The sequence below is a fragment of the Streptomyces canus genome, from assembly GCF_001514145.1.
In the GTDB taxonomy this organism is placed as follows: domain Bacteria; phylum Actinomycetota; class Actinomycetes; order Streptomycetales; family Streptomycetaceae; genus Streptomyces; species Streptomyces canus.
Window position 1 is genome coordinate 128,991 of sequence record NZ_KQ948663.1, and the last position, 20,316, is coordinate 149,306.

Annotated in this window: 18 protein-coding genes; 9 read left to right on the forward strand and 9 right to left on the reverse strand. The window is 70.5% G+C overall.

Going from position 1 to position 20,316, the window contains the following annotated elements; genetic code table 11:
* Nucleotides 1-52: 52 nt before the first annotated feature.
* From AQJ46_RS25380 to mshC, 3 genes are all read left to right on the forward strand, one after another.
* Entirely contained in the window at nucleotides 53-643 is a 591-nt protein-coding gene (locus AQJ46_RS25380) for a DUF3090 domain-containing protein (protein ID WP_059207817.1), read from the forward strand.
* Nucleotides 607-1,425, forward strand: coding sequence for an SCO1664 family protein (locus AQJ46_RS25385; protein WP_208616984.1), 819 nt, complete (start codon nucleotides 607-609; stop codon nucleotides 1,423-1,425). Before AQJ46_RS25380 ends, AQJ46_RS25385 begins: the two co-directional genes overlap by 37 nt.
* A gap of 101 nt (nucleotides 1,426-1,526) precedes the next feature.
* Nucleotides 1,527-2,756, forward strand: coding sequence for a cysteine--1-D-myo-inosityl 2-amino-2-deoxy-alpha-D-glucopyranoside ligase (mshC, locus tag AQJ46_RS25390; protein ID WP_059207819.1), 1,230 nt, complete (start codon nucleotides 1,527-1,529; stop codon nucleotides 2,754-2,756).
* Between the two features lie 77 nt (nucleotides 2,757-2,833).
* Here mshC and AQJ46_RS25395 read toward each other — a convergent pair whose 3' ends face one another.
* Nucleotides 2,834-3,403: a hypothetical protein gene (locus tag AQJ46_RS25395; protein WP_059207820.1), complete on the reverse strand. Its 570-nt coding sequence runs from the start codon at nucleotides 3,401-3,403 to the stop codon at nucleotides 2,834-2,836.
* A gap of 49 nt (nucleotides 3,404-3,452) precedes the next feature.
* Nucleotides 3,453-5,171, reverse strand: coding sequence for a S8 family peptidase (locus tag AQJ46_RS25400; RefSeq protein WP_059207821.1), 1,719 nt, complete (start codon nucleotides 5,169-5,171; stop codon nucleotides 3,453-3,455).
* 275 nt (nucleotides 5,172-5,446) lie between these two features.
* On the opposite strand from AQJ46_RS25400, the gene AQJ46_RS25405 reads away from it, so the two are divergent.
* The gene (locus AQJ46_RS25405; protein WP_059207822.1) at nucleotides 5,447-6,376 is read left to right on the forward strand and encodes an SMP-30/gluconolactonase/LRE family protein; all 930 of its coding nucleotides are present in this window, start codon (nucleotides 5,447-5,449) and stop codon (nucleotides 6,374-6,376) included.
* Nucleotides 6,377-6,444: 68 nt separating this feature from the next.
* Here the strand turns inward: AQJ46_RS25405 and AQJ46_RS25410 are convergent, their stop codons facing one another.
* Nucleotides 6,445-7,455, reverse strand: a complete 1,011-nt coding sequence (locus AQJ46_RS25410) for a PAC2 family protein (protein WP_057614349.1) — start codon at nucleotides 7,453-7,455, stop codon at nucleotides 6,445-6,447.
* A gap of 265 nt (nucleotides 7,456-7,720) precedes the next feature.
* Nucleotides 7,721-8,392, reverse strand: coding sequence for a FadR/GntR family transcriptional regulator (locus AQJ46_RS25415; protein WP_057614348.1), 672 nt, complete (start codon nucleotides 8,390-8,392; stop codon nucleotides 7,721-7,723).
* A 193-nt stretch (nucleotides 8,393-8,585) separates the two neighbouring features.
* Here AQJ46_RS25415 and mtnA point away from each other — a divergent pair, with 193 nt between their 5' ends.
* Nucleotides 8,586-9,617: an S-methyl-5-thioribose-1-phosphate isomerase gene (gene mtnA, locus AQJ46_RS25420; RefSeq protein WP_059207823.1), complete on the forward strand. Its 1,032-nt coding sequence runs from the start codon at nucleotides 8,586-8,588 to the stop codon at nucleotides 9,615-9,617.
* Between the two features lie 51 nt (nucleotides 9,618-9,668).
* On the opposite strand, the gene mtnB is transcribed toward mtnA, so the two are convergent.
* The 3 genes from mtnB to AQJ46_RS25435 are packed head-to-tail and all read right to left on the reverse strand — an operon-like array spanning nucleotide 9,669 to nucleotide 11,589.
* A complete protein-coding gene (gene mtnB / locus AQJ46_RS25425) occupies nucleotides 9,669-10,277 on the reverse strand; it encodes a methylthioribulose 1-phosphate dehydratase (protein ID WP_059207824.1) in 609 nt (202 codons plus the stop codon).
* Nucleotides 10,274-10,993, reverse strand: a complete 720-nt coding sequence (gene mtnC / locus AQJ46_RS25430; protein ID WP_059207825.1) for an acireductone synthase — start codon at nucleotides 10,991-10,993, stop codon at nucleotides 10,274-10,276. The genes mtnB and mtnC overlap by 4 nt, the downstream gene beginning before the upstream one ends.
* Nucleotides 10,990-11,589: a 1,2-dihydroxy-3-keto-5-methylthiopentene dioxygenase gene (locus AQJ46_RS25435; protein ID WP_059207826.1), complete on the reverse strand. Its 600-nt coding sequence runs from the start codon at nucleotides 11,587-11,589 to the stop codon at nucleotides 10,990-10,992. The genes mtnC and AQJ46_RS25435 overlap by 4 nt, the downstream gene beginning before the upstream one ends.
* 516 nt (nucleotides 11,590-12,105) lie before the next feature.
* Here AQJ46_RS25435 and AQJ46_RS25440 point away from each other — a divergent pair.
* The 4 genes from AQJ46_RS25440 to mtnK are packed head-to-tail and all read left to right on the forward strand — an operon-like array spanning nucleotide 12,106 to nucleotide 16,975.
* Entirely contained in the window at nucleotides 12,106-13,203 is a 1,098-nt protein-coding gene (locus tag AQJ46_RS25440; RefSeq protein ID WP_059207827.1) for a substrate-binding domain-containing protein, read from the forward strand.
* Nucleotides 13,190-14,725, forward strand: a complete 1,536-nt coding sequence (locus AQJ46_RS25445; protein WP_059207828.1) for a sugar ABC transporter ATP-binding protein — start codon at nucleotides 13,190-13,192, stop codon at nucleotides 14,723-14,725. The genes AQJ46_RS25440 and AQJ46_RS25445 overlap by 14 nt, the downstream gene beginning before the upstream one ends.
* A gap of 25 nt (nucleotides 14,726-14,750) precedes the next feature.
* Nucleotides 14,751-15,797: an ABC transporter permease gene (locus AQJ46_RS25450; protein WP_057614341.1), complete on the forward strand. Its 1,047-nt coding sequence runs from the start codon at nucleotides 14,751-14,753 to the stop codon at nucleotides 15,795-15,797.
* Between the two features lie 8 nt (nucleotides 15,798-15,805).
* Nucleotides 15,806-16,975 carry an S-methyl-5-thioribose kinase gene (gene mtnK, locus AQJ46_RS25455; protein WP_059207829.1) on the forward strand — a complete coding sequence of 390 codons (1,170 nt, stop codon included), beginning with the start codon at nucleotides 15,806-15,808 and terminating at the stop codon, nucleotides 16,973-16,975.
* A gap of 76 nt (nucleotides 16,976-17,051) precedes the next feature.
* Here the strand turns inward: mtnK and AQJ46_RS25460 are convergent, their stop codons facing one another.
* Nucleotides 17,052-18,668, reverse strand: coding sequence for a glycerol-3-phosphate dehydrogenase/oxidase (locus AQJ46_RS25460; RefSeq protein ID WP_057614339.1), 1,617 nt, complete (start codon nucleotides 18,666-18,668; stop codon nucleotides 17,052-17,054).
* Between the two features lie 56 nt (nucleotides 18,669-18,724).
* On the reverse strand, nucleotides 18,725-20,263 hold the full coding sequence (gene glpK, locus AQJ46_RS25465) for a glycerol kinase GlpK (protein WP_059207830.1): 1,539 nt from the start codon (nucleotides 20,261-20,263) through the stop codon (nucleotides 18,725-18,727).
* Nucleotides 20,264-20,316 lie beyond the last annotated feature (53 nt).

Here is a 20,316-nt window from a genome sequence, read left to right on the forward strand (position 1 = left end):
GCGCGTTCACGCATGGACGTTCCCGTACTCACGAATCCAATGGAGACAGGACGTGTCCCGTCAGGTGTTCCTCTATGACCCGCCGGACCGCTTCGTGGCCGGCACGGTCGGACTGCCCGGGCGCCGTACGTTCTTCCTCCAGGCCACGGCCGGCCCCCGAGTGACCAGCGTGGCCCTGGAGAAGACGCAGGTGGCCGCTCTCGCCGAGCGGATGGAAGAACTCCTCGACGAGGTCGTGCGCCGCAGCGGCGGCAGCGCCCCGGTGCCGGCGGTGTCGCCCACCGACGTCGCCGACACCGCCCCCCTCGACACCCCCGTCGAGGAGGAGTTCCGGGTCGGCACCATGGCCCTCGCCTGGGACGGCGAGGAGCAGCGCATGATCGTCGAGGCGCAGGCCCTCGTGGAGCTGGAGGCCGAATCCGAGGAGGACCTCGCCGAGGCCGAGGAGAAACTCCTCCAGGACGAGGAGAACGGGCCCCCGATGCTGCGGGTCCGCCTCACCGGCGCGCAGGCCAGGGCCTTCGCCAAGCGCGCCCTGGACGTCGTCAACGCCGGGCGGCCGCCGTGCCCGCTGTGCAGCCTCCCGCTCGACCCGGAAGGACACGTATGTCCGCGCCAGAACGGATACCGCCGCGGAGCGTGACCACGGCAGAGCTGCTCGCCAGGGGCGAGCTGACGGTTCGCGGACAGATCCGGGACGCGTCCAACGCGGTGCTGCACTGCTCCGTCTCCCACGACGGCCAGGAGGCGCTCTGCGTCTACAAGCCGGTCCGTGGCGAGAGGCCCCTCTGGGACTTCCCGGACGGCACCCTCGCCCAGCGCGAGGTCGCCGCCTACGAGGTGTCCGAGGCGACCGGCTGGGGCCTGGTGCCGCCCACCGTGCTGCGGGACGGGCCCTACGGCGAGGGCATGTGCCAGTTGTGGATCGAGGCCGTGCCGGGCAGTGAACTGCTCGCCCTGGTCGACGCCGAGGAACCCGAGCCCGGCTGGAAGGCCATCGGCCTCGCCGAGGTCGACCAAGGCAGAACCGCGCTTCTGGTGCACGCGGACGACGAGCGCCTGCGCAGGCTCGCGGTCCTCGACGCGGTGATCAACAACGCGGACCGCAAGGGCGGTCATCTGCTGCCCGCCGAGGGCGGCCGTCTCTACGGCATCGATCACGGAGTGACGTTCAACACCGAGAACAAGCTCCGCACGCTCCTGTGGGGCTGGGCCGGGGAACCCCTGACGGGAGAGGCGGTCGACGTCCTCAAGAGCCTCAAGGAGACGCTCGGCCCCTCGGGAGCGCTCGCCCGGCGTCTCGCCGTACTGATCACCGCCGCCGAACTCGACGCCACGCGCGCGCGTGTAGAGGCGCTGCTGGACTCCGGGAAGCACCCGGAACCGAGCGGTGAGTGGCCGGCCATTCCCTGGCCGCCCGTTTAGCAGCACACTGCACACAGGCCCGTACCGCGCAAGAAGGCCTTACCGGCCATCCGGCCCGGTCCGGTTCGTATACGGAACATCCGTCCGGTTAGGCTCATGACATGCATGCCTGGCCCGCTTCCGAGGTCCCCGCCCTGCCTGGTCAGGGCCGCGACCTGAGGATCCACGACACCGCGACCGGTGGCTTGGTCTCCCTCGACCCCGGTCCCGTCGCCCGTCTCTACGTCTGCGGCATCACGCCGTACGACGCCACCCACATGGGGCACGCGGCGACCTACAACGCGTTCGACCTCGTGCAGCGCGTGTGGCTCGACACCAAGCGCCAGGTTCACTACGTCCAGAACGTCACCGACATCGACGATCCGCTCCTCGAGCGCGCCGAGCGGGACAGCCTCGACTGGGCCGCCCTCGCCGAGAAGGAGACGGCCCTGTTCCGCGAGGACATGACCGCCCTGCGGATGCTGCCCCCGCAGCACTACATCGGCGCGGTCGAGGCGATACCCGGGATCGTGCCGCTCGTCGAGCGGCTGCGGGACGCCGGTGCCGCGTACGAGCTCGAAGGGGACGTGTACTTCTCCGTCGAGTCCGACCCGAACTTCGGCAAGGTCTCGAACCTCGACGCGGCCGCCATGCGGCTGCTGTCCGCCGAGCGCGGCGGCGACCCGGACCGTCCGGGCAAGAAGAACCCGCTGGACCCGATGCTGTGGATGGCCGCCCGCGAGGGCGAGCCCAGCTGGGACGGCGCCTCGCTCGGCCGGGGACGCCCCGGCTGGCACATCGAGTGCGTCGCGATCGCCCTCGACCACCTCGGCATGACCTTCGACGTCCAGGGCGGCGGCTCCGACCTCGCCTTCCCGCACCACGAGATGGGCGCCTCCCACGCCCAGGTGCTGACCGGCGAGTTCCCCATGGCCAAGGCGTACGTGCACGCCGGCATGGTCGCCCTCGACGGCGAGAAGATGTCCAAGTCCAAGGGCAACCTGGTCTTCGTGTCGCAGCTGCGGCGCGAGGGTGTCGACCCCGCGGCCATCCGGCTGGCGCTGCTCGCCCACCACTACCGGTCCGACTGGGAGTGGACCGACCAGGTCCTCCAGGACGCCGTGGACCGGCTGGGCCGCTGGCGTGCCGCCGTCTCCCGGCCCGACGGTCCGTCCGCCGAGACGCTCGTCGAGGAGGTCCGCGAGGCCCTCGCGAACGACCTGGACGCCCCCACCGCGCTGGCCGCCGTCGACCGTTGGGCCGCCGCGCAGGAGGAGTGGGGCGGAGCCGACATGGGCGCGCCCGGCGTGGTGACACGTGCGGTGGACGCGTTGCTCGGCGTCGCGCTGTAAGGCCGTAGGGCCGTCCGGAAGGGGCGCTCCCCGCGGAGGGAAGCGCCCCTTCGTCTGTCACGTGCCGGTCGTGCCGGTCAGATCCGCTGGATCCGCACGCTGCGCAGGACGTTCGGGGACTGGGTGTCCCAGATGCCGATCACCTGGTGACCGAACGCGAAGGCCTCCTGGATCTGCTGGTGGATCTGCGGGCTCGGGTTGTTCAGAACCCGGAACTGGTTGTTGATGCGCAGGAAGACCTGCTGGGGCTGGCCCTGGAGCGGGTGCACGATGTCGATGAACCCGTTCGCCACTCCGGCGGCGAGCGCCTGCGACTGGACCTGCTGGATCACCTGCTGGACCACGGACTGCGCGAGCTGCTGGAGCTGCTGCTGGTTCTGCTGCTCCATCTGCTGCGCCTGCTGGTCCTGCTGCTGTGTCTGCCCGAAGGGCTGCTGCTGTTGCTGCTGGCCGCCCAGCTGCTGCAACAGCTGCTGGAACGGTTGCTGCTGACCGAGCTGCTGGAGCTGCTCCATGGAGCCGGCACCCGTGCCGAAGCCCTGCTGGCCGCCCTGCGGTCCGAAGCCCTGCTGCTGGTAGGGCGAGGTCGTCGGGAACTGCTGACCCTGTTGCTGTCCCTGCTGGCCCATCTGCGGGGTGATGCTCATGCCGGTGTCACCTTCCGTGTGATGTGACGGGACGTGCCGTGCCGGACCGTCAGCCGGTGATCACCAGGCCGACGATCTCGTCGTCCGAGAACCACACCCGGACGTCGGGCCGTCCGCCCGCGAAGGCGGTATGGACCGCCTGTCGGATCTCGGGGGACGGGTGGTTGAGGTTGCGCCAGGCGCCGGCCACGAACAGGCGCAGGCGCGGCGGGAGTTCACGGGGATAGGGCAGAAGCTCGTCCCAGTACCGCTCGGCCTGGCCCGAGCCGACGGCCTCCGGCAGCAGCCGGGTGACCGCCGCCTTGATGTCGGGACGGTTGCCGATCCGCTGCGAGGCGGGACGGCCCGGTGCGTCCTGCTGCGGGGAGCCCGTGGCGCGCAGCACCGTACGGGCGCGTTCCGGGGACATCGGCGGCTGGCCGGCCGCCTTGAGCATGCCCTGCAGCGCGGCCAGCGCGCCGACCACCACCGGGGAGGCGGAGGACGTCCCGGAGAACGTGTCCGTGTACCAGGCGATCTCCTCGGGCCCGCCCTGAAGGTCGCCGGGCTTGTCCCAGAAGCCGCCGGTGGTCGTGACCTCGCGGCCCCAGCCCTGCGCGTCCACGCGCGCGCCGTAGTTGGAGAACGCCAGGCGAGAGCGGTCCGGGCCGTGGTCGCGGCCGTGCGTGCCGGGCGGCGGGGCACCCGCGCCGACCAGGACGGCACCGGAGGACTGGTTGGAGGGGTTGAACGGGTTGCGCCACCATGCGGGGAACTCGTCGGGGCGGCGTTCGTAGACGGCGTCGTCGAGGGACTCGCCGCCGTTGCCCGCGGCCGCCGCGACGAGAACGCCTTTGGCGGTCGCGTACCGGACGGCCGCGTAGTCGTCCGGCCACCACTCCAGCGCGATGTAGCCCTTCTGGTCGTCACGGATCTCGTGGTCGAACCGCGGCCCGGGACGGTGCAGTTCGACCAGGACGACGTCACCGGGGCCGAGCCGGTCGGCCGCCGCCTGGATCGCGGCGGCCGTGCCGATGCCCTGGAAGGACGCGGCCGCGGTCACCGCCTCCGGCACGATCCCGGTCACTCCGCGCTCGCCCGGGTCGCCACCGATGACGCCGATCACGGCGGTGCCGTGGTTGCGCCAGGCCAGGTCGGTCAGCGGGGTGCCGACGACCACACCGGCGAGTTTGGCCGCCAGGTCCTCGTGGCCCAGCTGCCAGGCGCCCTCGACGTCGATCACGGTCACCCCGTGACCCGTCCCACCGGGGCGCTGCCACGCCCAGTGGGCGTCGATCCCCTCGGGTGCGGGGCGCAGATAGCCCTGCCTGCCGGTGAAGTCGGGCGTGACGGGCGCGCCCTCCTTCAGCCGGCGGTCGTCGTCCACCGTCGCGGGCACGGCGGGCGGTTTGACGTACGCCGTGTCGATGCCCGGCAGCGCGGCGATCCGCGCCCGCAGTTCCACCGCCCGGTCCTCGCCGCCGCGTACCCGGTAGAACCGCGCGAGATCGGGCACGTCCTCGGCGCCCGGGACGGCGGACTGCTGGAGGCGCTCCTCGCTGCCGAACAGCGGCTCCAGGGCGAGCTGTTCGTCGCTGAGGAACATATTGAGGGCCGACACGTCCGCGCCCGCCGCGGAGCGGACGCCCTCGGCCCCGGCACGCAGCCGGGCCTCGGGGCGGGCGACGACGATCAGTTCCTGTTCGGCTCCCCGGTAGGTGAATCCCGCTCCGTCGGGGCCCGGCCCGGAGGCTCCCGGGCCCTGTGGCGGCTGTACCTGCTCGGTCATCGGGTACCGCTCCCTTCGTCCGTGCGGGTTCTGCGGGTGCCTTCAGTGCCTTCCGGGGGACAACCAAGCACCGCAACGGCGGCTCGTCCAGCCCTGGTTCGCCAACTCGGTTTAGAAACAAGTTGATTGGGTAACGTGTGCAATCCGTCCAGAAACCGATGTCACGTCGCAATCCGGCCAAAGGCTGTGGAGACAGCCGTCATGTGATGGGGTGGGAGCTTCGCTCGCCCGTTCGGCCGGCTGTGCGCCGGCCCCCCCTTGCGGAAGGACGCACCGTGGCACTCGCAGACCGTTCCTTCGCACGTCGCACACTCCTGACCACGACCGCCGCGCTGACCGGAGCAGCCCTGCTGGGTGGCACCGCGCAGGCGGCCGAGACCCGGCGCACCGGGTGGCCCGCGCAGTTCCCCCTCCCCGACGGCTTCCAGCCCGAGGGCATCACCATCGGCTCCCGGCCGTATGCCTACTTCGGCTCCCTCGCGAACGGAGACATCTACCGGGCGAGCCTCGCCACCGGTCGCGGCAAGATCGTCGCCAAGGGCGCCGGACGCCCGACGGTCGGCCTGAAGATCGACCGGCACGGCAGACTCTTCCTCGCCGGCGGCGACAGCGGCGAGATACGCACCGTGGACGCCCGCTCCGGCGAGACGGAACAGGTGTACGCAACCGGCGGCACCTTCGTGAACGACGTGATCCTCACCCCGGGCGCCGCCTGGTTCACCGACTCCTTCAAGCCGGTGCTCTACCAGCTGGCCAAGGGTGCGGTGACGACCGTACCGCTGACCGGGGACTGGCAGCAGGGGCCCGACTTCACGGCCAACGGCATCGAGCGCACCCCCGACGGCCGCGCCCTGCTCGTGGTGAACGCCTTCGCGAACGGCGGCGGCCTCATGCGGGTCGACCCGCGCACCGGCGCCGCCCGCGCCGTCGACCTGGGCACGGCGAAACTGCCCAACGGCGACGGCCTGCTCCTGCTCGGCCGGATCCTCTACGCCGTCCAGCAGCAACAGAACGCGATCGACGTGTTCCGGCTGAACGACGCCGGCACCCGGGGCACCGCGATCACCCGCATCACCGACCCGCGCTTCCGCATACCGACGACGGTGGCGGCCTGGGGCAGCCGCCTGTATCTGCCCAACGCGCGCTTCGACGTCGAGCCGACGCCCACCACCGAGTACGACGCGGTGGCGGTACGACAGGTCTGACACGGCTGAGGGCGGCGCGCATCCCGCGCACCGCCCTCACCGGCCCGACTCTCGACTCGGTCCTCGGCTCAGTCCTCCGACGACGAGTCCTCGTCGTCCGTCTCCGGTTCCGTCTCGGCCTCAGTCTCCGGCTTCGGCGGCTTGGGAGGCTTCGCACGACCGCCGGGGCTGTCCCGCAGATAGGCCGCGCTGTCACTGCCGTCCGCGGTCGCGTGACCGCCCGGCTGCCCCGGCTGGCCGCCGTCCCGGCGCCGCAGATACCGCTCGAACTCCCGGGCGATCGCCTCGCCCGAGGCCTCCGGCAGCTCCGCGGTGTCCCGGGCCTCCTCCAGCGTCTGTACGTACTCCGCGACCTCGGTGTCCTCGGCGGCCAGCTGGTCCACGCCCACCTGCCAGGCGCGCGCGTCCTCGGCCAGCTCGCCCAGCGGGATCCGTACGTCGATCAGGTCCTCCAGACGGTTCAGGAGGGCCAGCGTCGCCTTCGGGTTCGGCGGCTGCGACACGTAGTGCGGTACGGCCGCCCACAGCGACACCGCGGGCACGCCCGCGTGGGTGCAGGCCTCCTGGAGGATGCCGACGATGCCCGTGGGGCCCTCGTACTTGGTCTCCTCCAGGTCCATTCGCTGGGCCAGGTCCGCATCGGACGTGGTCCCGCTGATCGGGACCGGACGGGTGTGCGGGGTGTCGCCGAGCAGTGCGCCCAGGATCACCACCAGCTCCACGCCCAGTTCGTGGGCGAAGCCCAGCAGCTCGTTGCAGAACGAGCGCCATCGCATCGACGGTTCGATGCCTCGGACGAGTACGAGATCGCGCGGCTTGTCGCCGCCGACGCGGACCACCGACAACCTTGTCGTCGGCCATGTGATCTTGCGCACTCCGCCGTCCAGCCACACGGTGGGACGGTTCACCTGGAAGTCGTAGTAGTCCTCGGCGTCGAGCGCCGCGAACACCTCGCCCTTCCACTCCTTGTCCAGATGTGCGACCGCGGTGGAGGCGGCGTCGCCGGCGTCGTTCCAGCCCTCGAACGCGGCCACCATGACCGGGTCGATCAGCTCGGGAACCCCCTCGAGCTCGATCACCCAGCGCCTCCTTCCGACGTGCCCTCGCTTAACGCACCAACCTTACGGCGTCCGGCGGGGGCGCCCGCAGCCCCCTTGCACGGGGGAGTGAACGGATCACTGCCCCGTTCGCCACCCTGAAACACCCGGGTCGCACCCCGGGGGCCATCCCGGCCTCAGGGGCGCGGACCGTGTCGATATGCGGCTCCGCCGCGTGGGCGCGACCAGCCACAACGAGCAGGCACCCGCACGTCGACGCGCACCCCTGCGGTCTCCGCAGCGAAACTCACAGAGTGGATCGCAGCCACTGCTCCACGCTCGCGATGTGCACCGTCGCCCACGACCGGGCCGCCTCGCCGTCCCGGTCGCGCAGGGCGGCGAGGATCGCACGGTGCTCGTGCAGGGTGCGGCTGACCGCGTCCTCCTGGGTCAGTCCGCGCCAGATCCGGGCCCGGGTGGTGGGACCTGACAGCCCGTCAAGAAGCGAGCAGAGGACGGAGTTTCCTGAGCTCTGTACGATCCCGCGGTGGAAGTCCAGGTCGCAGGCCACCAGCTCCTCCACCGACGGGCTGTCGCCGAGTTTGTCCAACTGGGCGGAGAGCGCGTCGATCTGCTGCTCGCTGATCCGGGAGGCGGCCATCGCCGTGGCGGCCGGCTCCAGGATGCGCCGCACGGCCAGGAACTCCAGGACCGTGTCGTCGCGGTGGAAGTCGACGACGAAGCTCATCGCCTCCAACAGGAGTTGCGGATCCAGGCTGGTCACATACGTGCCGTCGCCCTGCCGTACGTCCAGGATGCGGATCAGCGACAGCGCCCGCACGGCCTCGCGCAGCGAGTTGCGGGACAGCCCCAGCTCGGAGGCGAGCTCGCTCTCCTTGGGGAGCCGGTCGCCGGGGCGCAGCGCGCCAGAGACGATCATGCCCTTGATTTTCTCGATCGCCTCGTCGGTGACAGCCATGTCCGGCCTCCTTCTCGCCCCGCATTGCGCTGAGACGTCGGATGTCTCAGCTCATTATGAGCTCTGCTCAGACGAGCGCCTCCAGATCGGCGATCACGGCCCTGTGAACGCGTACACATGGCAGCTCGTGGAGGGCGGTTCCCCCATGTCATGTACCGTGGCGAGACCACCGGAACATCAGGAGTATCCCGAAATGCCCCAGGAACTGCGCGCGGTCGAATGGACCGGGTCCGGCCTCGCGCTCATCGACCAGACGCTGCTTCCGCACCGCACGGAGACGAGGGATGTCCGCGATGTGGACACCTTGGTCGACGCGATCCAGCGCCTCGTGGTGCGGGGCGCGCCCGCGATCGGGGCGGCGGGGGCCTACGGCGTCGCGCTGGCACTCCTGCAGGGTGAGCGGGAGGGATGGTCGGACGCCGAGGTGCGGACGGCCGTCGCCCGCGTCCGGGAGGCCCGGCCCACCGCCGTCAACCTCATGGTGTGCGTGGACCGCGTCATGACCCGGTTCGACGAGGGGCTCGACGCGGTGCTCGACGAGGCCGCGGCGGTCCAGCGCGAGGACGTCTCGGCGAACCGCGCGATGGGCGCCTCCGGTGCGGACTGGCTGCTCGAAAGGGTCGGCGCGGACCGGCCGTTGAGGATCCTGACGCACTGCAACACGGGCGCGCTCGCCACGGCCGGATGGGGGACGGCGCTCGGCGTCATCCGTGAACTGCACGCGCGCGGACGCCTGGAGGTCGTCTACGCCGACGAGACGCGTCCCCTGCTGCAGGGATCCCGGCTGACCGCCTGGGAGCTGGTCCAGGAGGGCATCCCGCACTACGTCCAGGCGGACGGGGCCGCGGCAGGAACGATCCTGCGCGGGGAGGTCGACGCGGCGATCGTCGGCGCGGACCGCATCGCGGCGAACGGCGACACGGCGAACAAGGTGGGCACGGTGGGCATCGCCCTGGCCTGCGCCTACGTGGGCATCCCGTTCCTGGTGGCAGCACCGACGACCACGGTGGACCTCTCCACCGCGACCGGCGACGACATCCACATCGAACTCCGCGGCGAGGCGGAGGTGTTGGAGTGGGGCGGGATACGGACGGCTCCGGCGCAGTCCCGCGGCCACAACCCGGCCTTCGACGTGACCCCGGGGCGCCTGGTGACCGGGCTGGTGACCGAGCGGGGCGTGCTGGAGGTCGCGGCGGGCGAACTACCGGGCGACCGGCTGAAGTAGCCCCCACAACAGCGGAAGGGATCCCCGCAACCGGGGATCCCTTCTGGCGTGTCAGCGGCCCGTCAGCTCCAACTCCAGCAGCCACTCCACCACTTCGGTGTGATGCCGGGCCTGCCGGGGATCCGAACCCCACACATACAGCCCGTGCCCGGCCACGACCACCGCCGGCATCCGGGGGTCCCGCGCCGCCTCCAGACGGTCCCCGAGCACCTTCATGTCCTGGCTGTTGGCGATGACCGGCAGGGGCACCTCGGCGTCGTGGGCCGGCTGGCCGACGCCCTTCAGCATCTCCAGGTCCTTGAAGACGATCCCGCCCGGGTGCCGGTGCCCCATCGCGACGGAGGCGACCGTGTGGACGTGCACCACGGCGCCCGCCCCCGTCAACGCGGCGACCCGCGCGTGCAGTTCGGCCTCCGCCGATGGCTTGCCGCCGTTCACCGCGGCGCCCCGGCCGTCCACCAGCACCACGTCCGCGGGCGTCAGCTCACCCTTGTCGTGGCCGCTGGCCGTGACGGCGAGCCGCAGCGGATCACGGGAGAGCACCACGGACAGGTTCCCGGACGTCCCCCGCATCCAGCCGAACGAGGCGAAACGGGCGGACTCGGCGGCGAGGACCGCCCCCGCCTCCTCGAGGTCGAGTGCGCTGATGTCGGCGGTCACGAAGTGCTCCTTGAAACGGTGATCTCGTCGAACGTCCCCGCCGCGGCGTGGTCGCCGACGCCTTGCTCGAAGTACGGCTCCCCGGGCCGCCGTATCCCGACGGCATGCCAGCCCGCCGCACGGGCCGCCTCCAACTCGCCGGGGCGGTCGGAGAGGAAGAGGAGCTTCGCGGGCTCGATGCCGGTCGCCCCGGCGATACGGCGGTACGACTCCGCCTCCTGCTTGGGCCCGGCGTTCTCGGTGTCGTAGAGACCGGAGAGCAGCGAAGTGAGGTCGCCCTCGGGGCTGTGGGTGAACCAGGACCGCTGCGCCGCGACGGACCCGGACGAGTAGACGTAGAGCCGCACACCCGAGGAGTGCCAGGCGCGCAACTCCGGTATGACGTCGTCGTAGAAGTGCGAGACGAGGTCGCCGCGTGCGAAGCCCTCGGACCAGATGACGCCCTGCAGGATCTTGAGCGGGGTCGCCTTGCGGTCCTCGTCGAGCCAGGCGTTCAGCGCCTTCTCGACCCGCACGGCGTCGGCCTCGGGTTCGCCGATCGCCTCGCGGACCTGGGCGACGGCCCGCGCCACCTCGGGGTCGCCGGACCGCTCGGAGAGCAGTGCGGCGAACCGTGAGCGCGCATACGGGTAGAGCACGTCGACGACGAACCCCGTGGCGCTCGTGGTGCCCTCGATGTCGAGCACCACGGCGTCGACGGTGTGGCGCAACGTCATGCGGCGGCCCTGTCGGCCTCGTAGCCCGCCGCGATGGTGTCGTAGTCCGGGAAACGGGAGGCGATGGTCGAGCCGGTGAAGTTGCCGATCCAGCCGTCCTCCTCGTGGAAGAAGCGGATCGCGGTGAAGGACGGGTTGGTGCCCATGTCGAACCAGTGGGTGGTGCCGCGCGGCACGCCGAGGAGATCGCCCCTCTCGCAGAAGACCGCGTGCACCTCGCCGCCGACGTGCAGGTAGAAGATGCCGGAGCCGGAGACGAAGAAGCGGACCTCGTCATCGTCGTCGTGCGTGTGCTCCTGGAGGAACTTCTCGCGGGCCGCCTTGGCCTTCGCCGGGAACTCCGGGTCCTCGCTGGGGTGCAGACCGAGGACGTCGACGGTGGTGAAGCCCTCCTCGGCGTTCAGCTTGTCGATCTCGGGGCCGTAGGCGGCGAACACCGTCTCGCTGCCGGCGTCGAACGGAACGTCCTCACGGACCGGCCACTGCTCGTAGCGCACACCGATCGGCTTCAGCGCCTCCGCGATCTCGGCGGGGTCCGAGGTGCGGCGGACCAGGGTCTCGGGGCCGGACTCGGACCAGGTGGTCAGCAGCGTCATGGGAACAACTCCAGGATTCTGGAAGGAAAGTCCGGATACCGAGACAAGCACCGGACGGGCGGGGGAGGAAGAGGGGCGGCGGAGGACGGTCGGCGGCGGTCGGTCAGCCGCGACACGGCGCGCCGGAACAGCGGTGCATGCGGGGCATACACGTCGCTTTCGCGCCAGGTGTCGTCATCGGGGCCTCACGGTGCCGGGTCGGGTGCCGGTCCTGCGATGGTAACTCCAGGCGGGAAGGCGGTCCGGTGTGACGTAGTCGTTGTCTCACCTGCTGAGAAAGCGGTTCCATAACTTTGACGTGTGGCTGAAAACGTTCTCATGATCTGCGTATGAAGACGCTGCTGCTCGTGCGGCGGCTGTACGTGGACTTGCTCCGGTCGACCACAGCCAGCTGTCGCTGACCCCTCCCGGAGCCCTCGCGCGCCCACGCCATCCCTGACATCGGTGGCGCATTCCTTTCGCTCGCTCCGGGACACGCACTCCCTCTGTCTTCCCATCACGTACCTGGAGCCCCTCATGTCCCGTGCCCGCCTCCCGCTTGCCGCGCTCTCGCTGGCCTCCGTCTCCGCCCTCGTGCTCTCCGGCTGCTCGCAGTCCACGGACGCGTCGACGAACACCGGCGACACCGCCGCCTCCGCCTCGGCCGCCACCGGCAAGAAGCCCGCCCCCTTCAGCGCGGGCGCGGTCAAGGTGGCCCTGGTCCGGCAGAGCGGTGCCGGCGACTACTTCGAGCAGTGGGGCAACGGCGCCAAGGCCCAGGCCAAGGCCCTCGGTATCGACCTGACCGTGTACGACGCCCAGGCGGACAACGCCAAGCAGGCCACCGACCTCTCCTCGGCGATCAACTCCGGCGCCAAGGCGATCATCATCGACCACGGCTTCCCGGCGACGATCCAGCCGGAGATCGACAAGGCCGTGAAGAAGGGCATCAAGGTCGTCGTCTACGACGTGGAGACCCCCACCAAGGGCGTGGTGAGCACCGAGCAGGACGACGCGAGCATGGCCCAGGCGGTCCTCGACGTGATGGCGAAGGACCTCGGCAAGAACGCCAAGGTCGGGTACGTCAACGTCGCCGGCTACGCGGCCCTGGACAAGCGGAACACCGTCTGGGCGAAGGAACTCGCCGCGCAGGGCTGGAAGCAGCAGTTCAAGGTCGGCAAGGTCACCGACTCCACGGCCACCGACAACGTTCCCCTGGTCTCCGCCGCGCTCACCCAGCACGCGGACGTGACCGGCGTCTTCGCCCCCTACGACGAACTCGCCAAGGGCACGGTCCTCGCCGTCCAGAACAAGAAGCTCCAGGACAAGGTGAAGGTCTTCGGTGCGGACGTCTCCAACGCCGACATCCAGCAGATGACCGCCGCCGACAGTCCGTGGGTCGCCACGGCGGGCACCGACCCGTCCGCGGTCGGCGCCGCCGTCGTCCGTACGGCCGCCCTGGAGCTGGCCGGTCAACTGGGCAAGACCTCGGTGGAGTTCCCGGCCGTCGCCATCACCCAGGACTTCCTGCGCGAGAAGAAGATCGAGAACATGGACCAGCTGCGGCAGGCGCTGCCCGCGCTGAACCTGTCGCAGGTCTCGACCGCCGACTGGATCTCGAATGTCGCCCACTGAGACGCCTGCGGTCGGTCTCACCGACGTCAGCATGGCCTTCGGCGGCAAGACCGTGCTCGCCTCCGTCACCCTCGACATCGCCCCGGGCAGTGTGGTCGCACTGCTCGGAGCGAACGGCGCCGGCAAGTCCACGCTGATCAAGATCCTGTCGGGCGTGCACACCGGCCACGGGGGTCAGGTGCGGGTCGCGGGGGAGACCGCGGCTCTCCAGTCCCCGCTGGCCGCCCGGCAGTTGGGCATCCAGACCGTGCACCAGCGCATCGGCGAGGGCATCGTGCCGGGCCTCTCGGTCGCCGAGAACCTGGTGTTCGAGGAGCTGGCGCAGAAGCGCGGGAACCCGTTCCTGAACGGGCGCCGGGTCCTGGCGCGCGCCCGCGAGATCCAGGCAGGTCTCGATCTCGGCTGGAGCGACTCCGTGTTGCGCCGTGAGGTGAGCGAACTCGGCATCTCCGACCGCCAGTTGCTGATCCTCGCCCGCGCCCTCGCGACCCGCCCCCGGCTGCTGATCCTCGACGAACCGACCTCCGCCCTGTCCGCCGCCGAGGCCCAACGCCTCTTCGCACTCGTCGAGAGGATGCGGGACGACGGCATAGCGGTCCTCTACGTCTCCCACCGCCTCGGCGAGATCGACGCGCTCGCCGACCGCCTGGTCGTCCTGCGGGACGGCCGTCTCACCGAGGACCAGACCAAACCCTTCGACTGGGACAGCGCCCTGCGCGCGATGCTGCGTGGACGGCCGGCCCGGCAGGCGCAGGAGGTGACGACGGCACGGCCGGTGCGGGAAGCGGCTTCCGGTGACGTCGCCCTGTCCCTGCGCGGAGTCCGTCTCCTCGCGGGCCGGGCACCTCTCGACCTCGACCTCCGTACGGGCGAAGTCACCGGTGTGGTGGGCCTGTTGGGCGCGGGCAAGACCGAGCTGGCCCGCGGCCTGTTCGGCGCCGAGCCCTTCGCGACCGGTACCGCCGAACTGGACGGCGAGCCGTACGAGCCGAAAAGGCCCTCCGACGCGATCCGCGCGGGCATCCACCTGGTCCCCGAGGACCGGCACGCCGACGCGCTCGTCCCCGGCTGGTCGCTGTCCCAGAACATCTCGCTGCCGTTCCTGAAGTCGCTGTCCCGGGCCGGTCTGGTCCAGCGGTCGAGGGAGGACACCCTCGGCCGCGAGACCATCGAGGCACTCGGCGTCGTCGCCCGCGACGAGCACAGCACCGTGGAGGAACTCTCCGGCGGCAACCAGCAGAAGGTCGTCGTGGGCCGCTGGCTCGCCCGGACACCCCGTGTCCTGATCCTGGACGAGCCGTTCCGAGGCGTGGACATCGGTGCCCGCCGGGACATCGGCCGCCGTGCCAGGGCCCTCGCCGCCGAGGGCGCCGCCGTACTCGTGCTGTCCGCCGACGTCGACGAGGTCCTCGAGATCGCCGACCGGGTCGTCGTGCTCGCCGCCGGAGAGATCCACCTCGACGCGTACGGCGAGGACGCGGAACGCGACCGCGTCATCCAGACCATCTCCGCGTCCGTGTGACCCCGGCTCCCTGAGGAACTACGCCATGACCACCACCCAGAGCACCGAGGTCCCCACGAAGTCGGCGACCGCGCCGGCGACCTCGACCGCCGTACGTGTCCAGAACGCCGTCATCAAGTACGGCTTCATCTTCGTCACGGTCGCGCTGTTCCTGTACTTCGCGCTGAGCGAGGGCTCCTTCCGCGAGTCGGCGACCCTCCTCGACACCCTTCGCTACGTCTCCGTCGCCGCGATCCTCGGCCTCGGCGTCACCCTCACCATGGCCGTCGGCGGAATGGACATGTCCGTCGGCGCGGTCGCGGGCCTCGGCGTCTCGGTCGCCGCCCAGACGATGGTCGTCTTCAACCAGGTCGGCACGGTCGCCATCATCGCGGTGCTGGCGGCGGGTGCCCTCGCCGGGCTCCTCAACGCCCTGCTGATCGTCGTACTGAAGATCCCCGACATGCTCGCCACCCTCGGCACCATGTTCGTGATCCAGGGCAGCAAGCTCATCCTGGTCGACGGTCAGTCCATCACCCCCGGCATGACCCTCGACGACGGCACCACGGCCCCCGGCAGGTTCACCGCCGGCTTCCTGAAGATCGACCGCGGCACGGTCCTCGGCATCCCCATCTCGGTCCTCGTCTTCGGCGGCCTGACGGTCGCCGCGTGGATCTTCCTCGCCCGCACCCGCTGGGGCCGCGTGCTGTACGCCATCGGCGCCAACCCCGAGGCCTCCCGCCTGGCCGGCATCCGCGTCGGCGCGTACCGGGCCCTGGCCTACGTCCTCTCCGGCGTCCTCGCCTCGATCGGCGGCCTGATCCTGGCCGCCCGCATCGGCCAGGGCGACGTCTCGGCCGGAACCTCCCAGCTGCTCGAGGCGGTGGCCGTGGCGCTGGTCGGCACCTCCGTGCTGGGCCGGGGCCGCCCGAACGTCTGGGGCACGGCCCTGGGCGCGGTGCTCATCGGCATCATCACCACCGGCCTGACCATCAAGGGCCTGCCGTACTACACCCAGGACGTCGTCGAGGGCGCGGTCCTCATCCTCGCCCTGGTGTTCAGCTTCACCCTGTCCAAGCGCCGTACGTCCTAAGGAGACACATGGGCTACCGCATCCTGGAGACCGACGACATCCCGGCGTACCTGAGCGAGCGCGGCCACTGGGAGGACCTGGACGACATCGCCGTACGGGAGGTCTCCGACGGCAACATGAACCGGGTCTTCCTCGCCTCCTCGGCCGACGGCACCCGCAGCCTCGCCGTGAAGCAGGCCCTGCCCTGGGTACGGGTGGCGGGCCCGTCCTGGCCGATGAACCCCAACCGAGCCGACGCCGAGGCCCGCGCCTACGAGCAGATCGCCAAGGTCGCCCCCGACGAGATCCCGGCGGTCCACGGCTACGACTCCGAGAACTACACGCTCGTCATGGAGGACATGTCGGACCTGGAGGTCCTGCGCACCCTCCTGAACGAGGGAGCGTCGTACGGCCCCCACACCTCGGCCCGCATCGGCGAACTGGTCGCCCGGCTCTCCTTCGCCACGAGCGACTTCGGCATGCCGTCGGCAGAGCGCAAGGCGCTGATCGCGGCCTCGGTGAGCCCGGAGCTCTGCAAGATCACGGAAGACGTGGTGTTGTCGGAGCCGTACCTCGAGCACGAACACAACCACTGGCACGAGGGCGTGGCCGACCTGGCGGTGTCCTTCCGGGCGGACGCGGAGCTCCGAACGGAGGTGGCCGAACTCAGGCACCTGTTCATGACCGGCGCCCAGTCCCTCCTCCACGGTGACCTGCACACCGGCAGCGTCATGGTCGGCACCCGTGACGGCGCCCCCGTGGTGCGGGTCTTCGACCCCGAGTTCTCCTTCGTGGGGCCCATCGGCTTCGACCTGGGCCTGTACTGGGCCAACGCCCTGGTCTCCGAGGAACGGGCTCGCGCGCTGGGCGGCTTGACGGACCACGCCGACCAACTCCGGCTGTCCTGGGAGGCGTTCGAGACGGAGTTCCGCCGCCTGTGGCCGGCCCGGGTGGACACGTTCTTCGACGACGCCTACCTGGACCGCTTCCTGAGGAAGGTGTGGACCGAGTCCCTCGGCTACGCGGGCACGGAAGTCATCCGCAGGATCATCGGCTTCGCCCACCTGACGGATCTGACCACACTGGAGGACCCGGTGGGGGCGTCCCGCAGGGCACTGCTCATCGGCCGCGAACTGATAGTGAGGCGCCGCGAGTTGACCGACGTGGAATCCGTGCGGGCGGTCGTACGGGTCACGTAGGCGGAGCCGCACCGACCTGCGGCTTCCCAAAAAAGGGCGGCCCCTCGACGAGGAGCCGCCCTTCCCGTGTCACCGCTCACTTCTTGTCGAGCAGATCCTGAACCTTCGCCCGGACGTCGTCCGTGGCAAGCCCCCGGATCGTCAACGTGGTCCTGCGCCGCAGCACGTCGTCCGCGGTCTCGGCCCATTCGTTGTCCCGCGCGTAGACGACCTGCGCCCAGATCTCCGGCGCGTCCGGATGCACCCGCTGACCCAGTTCGGGGCTCTCGTTGGCCAGCCGGGCGATGTCGAAGGCCAACGAGCCGTAGTGCGTGGCCAGATGCTTCGCCGTGTCGGCGGCCATGCGCGGACCCGGTGCCGGGTTGTCCACCAACAGACGGTGCGCGACCGCGCGCGGGTTGGCGACACCGGGCAGCGGAAGCTTCTTCGGCAGGGACGCGATGGGCTCGAAGTCGTCGCCCAGCGGAGCGCCGGGCAGCGCCTCCAGCTTCTGCATGACCGTACGGCCGATGTGCCGGAAGGTCGTCCACTTGCCGCCCGCGACGGACAGCATGCCGCCACGGCCCTCCGTGACCACGGTCTCGCGCTTGGCCTTCGCCGTGTCACCGGGGCCGCCCGGCAGCACGCGCAGACCGGCGAAGGAGTACGTGATCAGGTCACGGGACAGCTGCTGGTCGCGGACGGAGAACGCGGCCTCGTCGAGTATCTGGGCCGTGTCCTTCTCGGTGACCGCGACATCGGCCGGGTCGCCCTCGAACTCCTCGTCGGTCGTACCGAGAAGGAGCATGTCCTCCCACGGGAGGGCGAAGGTGATCCGGTACTTGTCGATCGGGGTGGCCAGCGCGGCCTTCCACGGAGACGTCCGCTTCAGGACCAGGTGGGCGCCCTTGGACAGACGGATGGACGGAGCCGCGTTCGGGTCCTCCATCTTGCGCAGGTGGTCGACCCACGGCCCGGTCGCGTTCAGCACGAGCCGCGCGTTCACGCCGAACTCGTCGCCGGACTGCCGGTCGCGCAGATCCGCGCCCGTCACCCGGCCCTTGGTGAACCTGAGGCCGGTCACCTCGGCGTGGTTGAGCACGACCGCGCCCGCCTCGACGGCCGCGCGGACCGTCATCAGCGCCATGCGCGCGTCGTTCATCTGGTCGTCGCCGTACACGGCCACGGCCTTGAGGTTCTCGGTGCGCAGCTCGGGCACGTCCTGCGCCGCCTTGGCGGGGGACAGGAGGTGACCGACGCCGTCACCGAACGCCGAGAGCGCGGAGTAGGCGAAGACGCCCGCCCCGAGCTTCGCGGCGCCGTGCGGCCCGCCCTTGTACACGGGGAGGTAGAAGGTGAGCGGGTTCGCCAGGTGGGGAGCCACCTGGCGGGAGACCGCACGGCGCTCGAAGTGGTTCTCCGCCACCAGCCGCACCGCGCCGGTCTGCAGATAGCGCAGACCGCCGTGGAGCAGCTTGGAGGAGGCGGAGGAGGTGGCGCCGGCGAAGTCGCCGGCGTCGACCAGGGCCACCCTGAGGCCGGACTGCGCGGCGTGCCAGGCGGTGGAGATGCCCAGGATGCCGCCGCCGATCACGAGGAGGTCGTACGACGCCTTGGAGAGCTGCTCCCGGGTCTCGGCGCGGCTCGGCTGGGAGCCGGAGGCCGGGTGCGTACCGAGGGCAGGCACGGACTGCAGGGTGGACTGACTGGTCATGTCGGGTTCTTACTCCTCATCAGAACTATCGAGATGAGCTGTGGTGAGCGCTCTCGTCAGTTCTCGTCCTCGAGCCAGCCCATGGTCCGCTCGACGGCCTTGAGCCAGCTCTTGTACTCACGGTCGCGCTTCTCCGCGGCCATGTTGGGGGTCCACTCGGCGGCCCGGCGCCAGTTGGCGCGCAGGTCGTCGGTGCTGGTCCAGAAGCCGACGGCGAGACCGGCGGCGTAGGCGGCACCGAGGCAGGTGGTCTCGGCGACCATCGGGCGCACCACGGGGGCGTCCAGGAAGTCCGAGAGCGTCTGCATCAGCAGGTTGTTGGAGGTCATGCCGCCGTCGACCTTGAGTGCCGCGAGCTCGACACCGGAGTCCTTGGTCATGGCGTCGCTGATCTCACGGGTCTGCCAGGCGGTGGCCTCCAGGACGGCGCGCGCGATGTGCGCCTTGGTGACGTACCGGGTGAGGCCGGCGATCACACCGCGGGCGTCCGGGCGCCAGTACGGGGCGAAGAGCCCGGAGAACGCCGGCACGAAGTACGCGCCGCCGTTGTCCTCGACCGAGAGCGCGAGCGTCTCGATCTCGGCGGCGGTGGAGATCAGGCCCATCTGGTCGCGCATCCACTGCACCAGCGAACCGGTGACGGCGATCGAGCCCTCCAGGGCGTAGACCGGTGCCTCGTCGCCGATGCGGTAGCCGACCGTCGTCAGCAGTCCCGAGTACGAGTTGATGATCTTGTCACCGGTGTTCATCAGCATGAACGTGCCGGTGCCGTACGTCGACTTGGCCTCGCCCTCGGCGAAACAGGTCTGGCCGAACAGGGCCGCCTGCTGGTCACCGAGCGCCGAGGCGACCGGGATGCCGCCGAGCAGGTCGCCCAGCTTGCCGCCGGTGACCTCGCCGTAGACCTCGGCGGAGGAGCGGATCTCGGGGAGCATCGACAGCGGCACGCCGATGGACTCCGCGATCTTCTCGTCCCACTCCAGCGTGTGGAGGTTCATCAGCATGGTGCGGGAGGCGTTGGTGACGTCGGTGACGTGGTGACCGCCGTTCACACCGCCCGTCAGGTTCCAGATGACCCAGCTGTCCATGGTGCCGAAGAGGATCTCGCCGCGCTCGGCGCGCTCACGCAGCCCCTCGACGTTGTCGAGCAGCCAGCGGGCCTTCGGGCCGGCGAAGTACGAGGCGAGGGGAAGACCGGTCTCGCGGCGGAAGCGGTCCTGACCGACGTTGCGGCCGAGCTCCCGGCACAGGGCGTCGGTGCGGGTGTCCTGCCAGACGATGGCGTTGTGGACGGGCTCACCGGTGTTCTTGTCCCAGAGGAGAGTGGTCTCGCGCTGGTTGGTGATGCCGATGGCCTTGATGTCGTCGCGGGTGATTCCGGCCTTCTGGATGGCTCCGGCGACGACTTCCTCGACGTTGGTCCAGATCTCGGTGGCGTTGTGCTCGACCCAGCCCGGCTTCGGGAAGATCTGCTCGTGCTCCTTCTGGTCGACCGAGACGATACGGCCGTCCCTGTCGAAGACGATGCAGCGGCTGGAGGTGGTGCCCTGGTCGATGGCGGCGATGAACGGGCCGGCGGTGTGGGCGTCGGTCACTGTGTGCTCCCGGGGTTCCGTGAGTAAGGGGACGGGCTACGACTGATCTACTA